Source organism: Thiocapsa sp. C2-2m (assembly GCF_041903745.1).
In the GTDB taxonomy this organism is placed as follows: domain Bacteria; phylum Pseudomonadota; class Gammaproteobacteria; order Chromatiales; family Chromatiaceae; genus Thiocapsa; species Thiocapsa roseilacustris.
In genome coordinates this window covers 1-7,170 of the sequence record NZ_JBBWVD010000079.1, presented here as the reverse complement: position 1 = coordinate 7,170, position 7,170 = coordinate 1, and the positions used below count along the sequence as shown (strand labels likewise).

At 65.2% G+C, this 7,170-nt stretch carries 9 protein-coding genes; 2 read left to right on the top strand and 7 right to left on the bottom strand.

Translation table 11 applies throughout. The annotated features are described in order from the left end of the window. From AADX97_RS28190 to AADX97_RS28175, 4 genes are all read right to left on the bottom strand, one after another. Positions 1-283, bottom strand: a 283-nt coding sequence (locus AADX97_RS28190) for a hypothetical protein (RefSeq protein ID WP_374238698.1), incomplete at its 3' end; no start/stop codon positions are given. A 138-nt stretch (positions 284-421) separates the two neighbouring features. After that, positions 422-565: a hypothetical protein gene (locus tag AADX97_RS28185; RefSeq protein ID WP_374237527.1), complete on the bottom strand. Its 144-nt coding sequence runs from the start codon at positions 563-565 to the stop codon at positions 422-424. 82 nt (positions 566-647) lie between these two features. Then, positions 648-860, bottom strand: coding sequence for a PIN domain-containing protein (locus AADX97_RS28180; RefSeq protein WP_374237525.1), 213 nt, complete (start codon positions 858-860; stop codon positions 648-650). 5 nt (positions 861-865) lie between these two features. Beyond that, a complete protein-coding gene (locus AADX97_RS28175; RefSeq protein WP_374237524.1) occupies positions 866-1,108 on the bottom strand; it encodes an antitoxin in 243 nt (80 codons plus the stop codon). Between the two features lie 398 nt (positions 1,109-1,506). Here AADX97_RS28175 and AADX97_RS28170 point away from each other — a divergent pair, with 398 nt between their 5' ends. Next, positions 1,507-3,927, top strand: a complete 2,421-nt coding sequence (locus AADX97_RS28170) for a cation-translocating P-type ATPase (RefSeq protein WP_374237523.1) — start codon at positions 1,507-1,509, stop codon at positions 3,925-3,927. Here the strand turns inward: AADX97_RS28170 and AADX97_RS28165 are convergent. The 3 genes from AADX97_RS28165 to AADX97_RS28155 all read right to left on the bottom strand — a co-directional run bounded on the left by AADX97_RS28165 (position 3,924) and on the right by AADX97_RS28155 (position 6,509). Then, on the bottom strand, positions 3,924-5,012 hold the full coding sequence (locus AADX97_RS28165) for a calcium/sodium antiporter (protein WP_374237522.1): 1,089 nt from the start codon (positions 5,010-5,012) through the stop codon (positions 3,924-3,926). The two genes, AADX97_RS28170 and AADX97_RS28165, sit on opposite strands and share 4 nt — an antisense overlap. Positions 5,013-5,096: 84 nt before the next feature. Next, entirely contained in the window at positions 5,097-5,420 is a 324-nt protein-coding gene (locus tag AADX97_RS28160) for a P-II family nitrogen regulator (protein ID WP_374237521.1), read from the bottom strand. 72 nt (positions 5,421-5,492) lie between these two features. Beyond that, positions 5,493-6,509, bottom strand: a complete 1,017-nt coding sequence (locus AADX97_RS28155; RefSeq protein WP_374239354.1) for a sodium-dependent bicarbonate transport family permease — start codon at positions 6,507-6,509, stop codon at positions 5,493-5,495. 191 nt (positions 6,510-6,700) lie between these two features. Between AADX97_RS28155 and AADX97_RS28150 the strand changes: the two genes are divergently transcribed. Beyond that, positions 6,701-6,910 carry a hypothetical protein gene (locus AADX97_RS28150; RefSeq protein WP_374239355.1) on the top strand — a complete coding sequence of 70 codons (210 nt, stop codon included), beginning with the start codon at positions 6,701-6,703 and terminating at the stop codon, positions 6,908-6,910. The last annotated feature ends 260 nt before the right edge of the window (positions 6,911-7,170 follow it).

Genomic DNA, 7,170 nt, shown 5'->3' with positions numbered 1-7,170 from the left:
GGGGATCGGGGTCGGGTCTTTCCTTTTGCCAGGAGGGGGATCGGGGTCGGGTCTTTCCTTTTGCCAGTAGGACCAGACGAACCGAGACGCCCGTCTGCTGACCTCGCCACAGCGGGCGCTCGCGTGGCGTGCGCGGCGGGCAGATCCGGGTCGAAAGCAGGTGTCCGGAGCGTGACCGCCAGCGTCCGCAGAGTGCGTCTACCTGCCGCGGGAGCGACTCCGCTCCGCGTCGGGTTTTGGCCGACTCCTGCCCCTGGTGGTAGGGGTGGCAGGGTCTGCTCATGGCCGATTCGGGGGTTAAGCGAAGCATCAAGGCGAACCAGAATCGCGGAACCGCTCGGTTGATCGGCGACGGTGGAATAGTCCGGCAAGGTCAGTACGGACGAATGTGAGGACAAGGGGCGGCTACCTTTCGTCCGAATCATGGCGCCTCGGACGCCGGGCTGTTCAGCCAATTCTCCACCCGCAGTCCGGCGACTCTCACGAATTCGTCCACATTGTCGGTAAAGAGGATCAGACCGGACTCCAAAGCATGCGCCGCGATCAGCAGGTCGTTGGGTCCGATGGGCGTCCCGGCTCGCTCCAGCCGAAATCTTATCTCCGCGTAGGTCTTGGTCGGCCCCGGAGTCCAAGGGCAGGACGGGCAGCTAGGCCAACAGGTCGTCGACCTTACCGGTCAGGGTTTTGGAGCCGAGCTTGCGGGCACCGAAGCGCAGCTCGGCGGCCACGACGATGCTGGTACAGACACTACCGTGGCCGCGCCGGGCAAGCGTCGCGGCCACCGGTCCCCGGGGTTGATGGATCAGCGCGGAGAGGGTGCTGGTGTCAAGCAGGTAGTGCAGACCAGCAATGTTTGCCATGGCACTTAGAGTCGGATGTCGTCCAAGGGCAATAAGCCTTCGTCCACGTCGGGGAGGGGCTCGTCCAGCGGTCCCCATCCGGCGAGCAGCGTGGCGAGATCCGGCCGGCGCTTCACCGGCTCGACGATCAGACGCTCGCCGTCCTTGCGGATAATCGCCTCGTCCGCGTCCAGCTCAAGCTCCCGCGGGATGCGTAAAGCTTGATTGCGACCGTTGCGAAACAGGCGGACGTGGCGTTCAGGGTGCATAGGAGATCGATCCGACGAGAAGGGCGAAGACATCAGCCTGAGCATAGGCCAAATGCTCGGGTCCGCGAGATCTCGGGAGCAGCCGTTGTGGAAATTGTTGCTGTGCGCCGAGGGACCGGCCCCCTTTGAGGACATCAAGGCTGCCAAGCGCGCCGCAAGCATCGCCGAAACGGCGACCATCCTCCGGACCCTTTGCCCGGGGATAAGGGTCCTTCGCATCCGCGCACTCGGGCGGCTGAGGATCGCCGGTTCGCCACCGCCCCGGTGCGGCCTCGCCATGGTCTGCCATAATTCACGCGAGGGGGACTACGCATTGGCTCGAACGATATCGCCTCGGGGCCGCTTCGGGTCGGCGACTGCGGCAGGGGCCTGATCTTGGCGTCTCGGTCATCAATGCCTTGTTCGCCTTCGCGCAGGAGATGCGGGCCGAGCGCGCCATGGATGCGTTGCGCCGCTTTCTGCCGCAACGCGTGCGCGTGCGCCGCGAGGGCATCGAATGCACGGTGTCGGCCGAGGATCTGGTGCCGGGTGATGTCATGCTTCTGAATGAGGGCGACCGTGTCGCGGCCGACGCGCGGCTGGTCGAGGTGGAAGATCTGCTGGCCAACAACGCCCCCTTGATGGGTGAATCCCGCTCGCTGCCCCTCGCGACCCGACCCGCCAAGGGCCGACTGATCGAGAGTCCCAACATCGCGTTTGCAGGCTGCAGCCTGCTGCGCGGCAACGGGATGGCGGTCACCTTCGCGACCGGTCACCGCACTGAGCTGGGCAAGATCGCGGCCCTTGCGCGCGATGTGCGTCGTCCGCCTTCCCCGCTGCAGCGCGAGACCAACCGGATGGTCCGGGTGCTGACCCTGATTGCGGTGGTGATGGCGCTGGTGTTCTTCGTCGCGGGGATCGTCGGTGGTCGCTCGCTCTGGGTCAGCATCGTCTTCATGCTCGGCATCATCGTGGCCAATGTTCCCGAGGGTCTGCTGCCGACCCTGACGCTGGCGCTCTCGATGGCCAGCCTGCGGATGGCGCGCAAACAGGTGCTCGTGAAGAACCTCGAGGCGGTCGAGTCTCTCGGTGCGGTCCACACCGTCTGCACCGACAAGACGGGCATCCTGACCTACAATCGGTTGGCGATCGCGGGGCTGGTCGATCCTGTGCGGGGGCATCCGATCGAGGATCCCGACGCGCTGCGTGCACTCCTCGAGGCCGCGCTGATCGCCTCCCAGCTCCGGCGCGCGCCTGCCGCGCCGCACGGGGATCCGGGCTGGTCCGGCGATCCACTGGACGTCGCCATCGCCGAGCGCCACGGCGAGCTGTTCGGGCCGCCGGACGCGATTCTCGTCGAGACGCGTCGTCACTTCCCGTTCGATCTGGCCAAGCGGCGCGAAGGCGGTGTCTTCGCCAATGGCTCGGAGGCGCGGTTCGCGATCAAGGGGGCCTGGGAGTCGCTGCGACCCATGGTGAGTGGGCTCCGCGACGGCGAAGCTCGCACCATCGCCGTCGACGAGCCGATGCTCCTGGCGTGCGATGCGATCGTGCATCGTCTCTCGGCACAAGGTCGGCGCGTGATCGCGGTCGCCTCGCGGTTGCTCGATCGGTTGCCCGATCCGCAGGCACCGGAGGAGTCCTTGGGGCGTAGTCTCGTCCTGCACGGGTTCCTGGCGCTCGATGATCCCATCCGACCGGAGGTTCCAGGTGCCGTGGCCCGCTGCCATGATGCGGGTGTTCGTGTGCTTCTGATTACCGGCGACCATCCCGACACCGCAGAGGCGGTTGCGCGGGCCTGCGGCATCCTGCGGCCGGGCGAGCCCGCCGAGGGGCGGATCCTGCACGGGGCCGAGTTGGAGCGCTTGCGCGAGCAGCAGTTGGTCGCGCGGTTGCGTGAGGGGATGACCGTCTTCGCCCGCACCACGCCCGAGCAGAAGATGAAGATCGTCCTTGCGCTCAAGCGTCTGGGCCAGGTCGTCGCCATGACCGGCGACGGCGTCAACGACACCCCCGCACTCAAGGCGGCCGATGTCGGCATCGCGATGGGCGCGAGCGGGACCGACGTGGCGCGCGAGGCGGCCGACATCGTGCTGCTCGACGACAACTTCGCATCGATCGTTGCCGGCATCGAGGAGGGGCGGGCCGTCTTCTGCAACATGCAGCGCTTCACGACCTATGTCCTGGCCAGCAATATCCCGGAGATCGTGCCCGTCCTGCTCTATATCCTGCTGCCGGTTCCGCTGGCGCTGACCATTGTGCAAATCCTGGCGATCGACCTGGGTACCGACATGCTGCCCGCAATCGGGCTGGGCCGGGAGACGCCCGAGCGAGACCTGATGCAACAGCCGCCGCGGCGTCTCGATGAACGCCTGCTCTCGCCGCGACTGATGGCGACGGCCTACCTGTTCCTGGGCCTGATCCAGGCCGCCTGGTCATTGAGTCTTTTCTTCCTGGTCCTGCACGAAGGCGGATGGCGCTGGGGGCAGGAGCTGGCGGAGAACGAACCCCTCTATCAGTCGGCCACGGGAATCACCCTGGCCAGCATCGTCCTGATGCAGATCGGCAACGTCGTCGGCCGAAGGTCGTTGCGACACAGCGGCCTGGATCGCGGGCTGCTCGCGAACCATCTCCTGCTCTTGGGGATCGCGACCGAGATCCTCTTCTCCTGGGCCATCCTCTACGTCCCGGCCGTTCAGTCCGTCCTGCACACCGGCCCGGTCGCCCCGGCGATCTATGCGCTCGCCTGGCTCGGCATCCCGGTGGTGTTCGGTCTGGACTATGCTCGCAAGCGCTTGGCCGCTCGGTGGTATCGGCGCGGCGCGGAACCGAGCTCCTAACCGCCGTTGGCCTTGCCTCGCCCGTTGACGTGATCCCTGGCGAACAGGACCGCGAGGGTGATTCCGGTGAGCGGCAGGACGAACCAGAGCATCGCGGTGCCGTAGAGGTCAAGCGCGGCATGCTGCATCGCGGCCATCACCACGTAAGCCGTATAGGCTGTGTAATAGGCCAGGAAGAGCCCCCCTTCCCAGCGGGCGATCTCGCGTCCGGTCACGAAGATCGGCAGGCAGGCAATCGCCACCGCCACCATCACCGGTAGGTCGAACCGGAGCGCCTGTTCGGCGACCGCGATCCCCGAGGGCGAGACGAGGCTGGCGAGCCCGAGCACGGCGAGCAGGTTGAACACATTGCTGCCGACCACGTTGCCGACCGCGATGTCGCGCTCGCCGCGCATACTGGCGACCACAGATGTGGCCAGCTCCGGCAGGGAGGTGCCGGCGGCGACGATGGTGAGTCCGATCACCAGCTCGCTCACGCCCAACGCCTGAGCAATGCTTACCGCGCTCGTCACCAAGAGGCGCGAGCCGATCACCAGGATCACCAGGCCGCCCAGCACCCACAGGGGATCGATCCACCAGTGTTTGCTCGACAGGCTCTCATCACCTGCGTTCGCCCCGTCGGCGGCCGAGGTGCGCTCGCGCAGACCCTGGCGGATCTGGAAGCCGGTGTAGAGGATGATCCCGGAGAAGAGGATCGCCCCGTCAAGCCGGCCGATGTGACCGTCCAGGGCAAACAAGAGCACCAGGATGGATGCGCCGATCATCAGCGGCACGTCGACCCGGACGAGTTGGCTGCTGATGGCGAGCGGTACGACAAGTGCCGAGAGACCCAGGATGAAGAGGACGTTGAAGATGTTGCTGCCGACCACGTTGCCGAGAGCGATGTCGGCCTGGTCGGACCAGGCGGCCGCCACGCTGACCGCCATTTCGGGCGCGCTGGTCCCGAAAGCGACGATGGTCAGACCGACGATCAGCGACGGGATGCCGAGGCGCGTGGCAATGCTGGAAGCACCGCGAACGAGCGACTCTGCACCTGCAGTCAGAAGTACCAGACCGGCCGCAAGGATCAAAATACTCGTCATCATCTGGATCGCTCTCCGCGCAGGCCGGCTATTCGGGCCGGAAGCATGGCATGGGGAAACCCGAGTGGCAACTCCCCAACGTTGGCTTCAGTCGGCCATCGGCCGATCGAATTTCTCGTGGCTAAGAACCGACACATCCGATACGAAGACGGTCAGGTGGTAGCCCTTACCGATCAGTTGGTCCAGGTCATCAAGTAAATCGGTGATCCGCTCCGGCGGCAGAATCACCTTCAACACCAAGTTGGTGTCGGCATCCAGATTGCCGGACTGCAGACCATCAGAGCCTGCGCCGCGGGCGCGTATGAGTGTGTAGCCGCTTGCGCCGCGGCGGCGCACCAAGGCGACCAGACGATCTTCGAGCAGATCCGTGCTGATGACGGTGATCAGCTTTTCGGCAAACAGTCGATGCATGTTTACGGGCTCCAGCGACTCGCTTCAAAACGGGCTAAGGGGGCGCCGGTATCACCGACGCCCATCTGTCGATCAGGCCCCGCCGGCCAACATGCGGGCGAGCTGATAATAGATCGGGATACCGATGACGACATTGAAGGGGAAGGTCACGCCAAGGGCCAAGGTCAAATACAGGGACGGATTGGCCTCCGGTATGGCAAGCCGCATGGCGGGTGGCACGGCGATATAGGAGGCGCTTGCGCCGAGGACGCCGACCAGAGTCGTGCCGCCGATGCTGAAACCGAGCATGTAGTGGCCGACCAGCACACCGATCGCGCCGCCGATCAGCGGCATCACCAGCCCGAAGGCGCCGAGGGCCAACCCGACACGTCGGAAGTCGCCGAACCGCCGCCCTGCCTCGAGACCCATCTCAAGCAGGAACAGGCACAGCATGCCCATGAAGATGTCCGTGGTGAACGGATCCAGCGACTTCATCGCCGTCGGATTCGCGATTGCGCCGATCAGCATCGAGCCGAGCAGGAGCATGACGCTTCCGTTTGTGAAGGCCTCGCGGAGGAGGTCTCCCAAATGGCTGCCGCCGTTGCCACTGTCGGATCGAGCCGTCGAGCCGCCAGGATTGGCTGCTGCGATGCGCCTGCGGGTCCAGCTGGCCAGCAAGATGCCCACCACGATCGCAGGCGACTCCATGATGGCGAGCATGATCAATGGGTAGCGCTCATAGTCCACGCCTTGGCTGCCGAGGAATGCAATCGCAGTGAGAAAGGTTCCGGCGCTGACGGATCCATAGTGTGCGGCGATTGCGGCGGCATCCAGCGGAGCCACGCGACGCGTCGCGAGCAGCAAACCGAATCCGATGAGCGGAAGCAGAAAGCCGAGCGCGAGTGCCCACACGACGGCTGCGATCGCCTCGCCGAGATCCGCCTTCGCCAGCTCCACACCCCCATGGAGCCCGATCGAGACCAGAAGATAGATGGAGAGGATCTTCGCGAGGTCCGGCGGAAAACGCAGATCCGACTTGACCAGGCGAGCGATGAAGCCGAGCGCAAAGAACAGCACGGCCGGGATCAGCAGGTTCGAGAGCGCGGACATCAAGCCTCCATGGGCCCGGTTGAGGGCTTGAGTGAGCGGGATATTCACACCATGATACCAACGACAAAACTTCGATAAAAATCGATAGTTCTGATTCTACGGATGAATAAACGTCTATGGGTTCGCCGGCGGTCTCGGTGGATTGCCGGCGCGCTGATCGTTGGGGCTGCTGATTCTCCTGATCGAACGACATCCGCCCAGGTGCGTTTCAGCCCTTACTGTACATCTTCGGCGGCGAGGCCCTCAGCGGCTTCTCGCTTGCGCTGATCATCGGGGTCGTGGTCGGGACCTACTCCACCGTCGTCATCGCCACCGCCACGGCGATCATGCTCGGTGTCAGTCACGCCGACCTCCTGCCGGTTCCCAAGAAAGGTGCCGAGGCCGGCAACACCCTGCCTTGAGTCACGCCGCGCGCGACTGCGCCGGAGATGCGCAGCGCGATGCCTCGTCGACTTGCAAGGAACGGTTGATCGGCCGTCCTCATGATCGGGCGACGGCGTATATTGGGCTGCTGCGGTCGTGACCCGGACGCCGGCTGAATCTCAGCCTCGGGGCGTCGGCTCGGCGATCCATTCGCGCCAGACGGCCAGCAGGATGGCGATGACGATGGGGCCGATGAAGAGTCCGACCAGACCGAAGGCCGCGATCCCGCCGAGCACCG

Coding starts and splice junctions, on each gene's coding strand:
- AADX97_RS28180 (WP_374237525.1), bottom strand. CDS start 860: ATGGCAAACATTGCTGGTCTGCACTACCTGCTTGACACCAGCACCCTC.
- AADX97_RS28175 (WP_374237524.1), bottom strand. CDS start 1,108: ATGCACCCTGAACGCCACGTCCGCCTGTTTCGCAACGGTCGCAATCAA.
- AADX97_RS28165 (WP_374237522.1), bottom strand. CDS start 5,012: ATGATGACGAGTATTTTGATCCTTGCGGCCGGTCTGGTACTTCTGACT.
- AADX97_RS28160 (WP_374237521.1), bottom strand. CDS start 5,420: ATGCATCGACTGTTTGCCGAAAAGCTGATCACCGTCATCAGCACGGAT.
- AADX97_RS28155 (WP_374239354.1), bottom strand. CDS start 6,509: ATGTCCGCGCTCTCGAACCTGCTGATCCCGGCCGTGCTGTTCTTTGCG.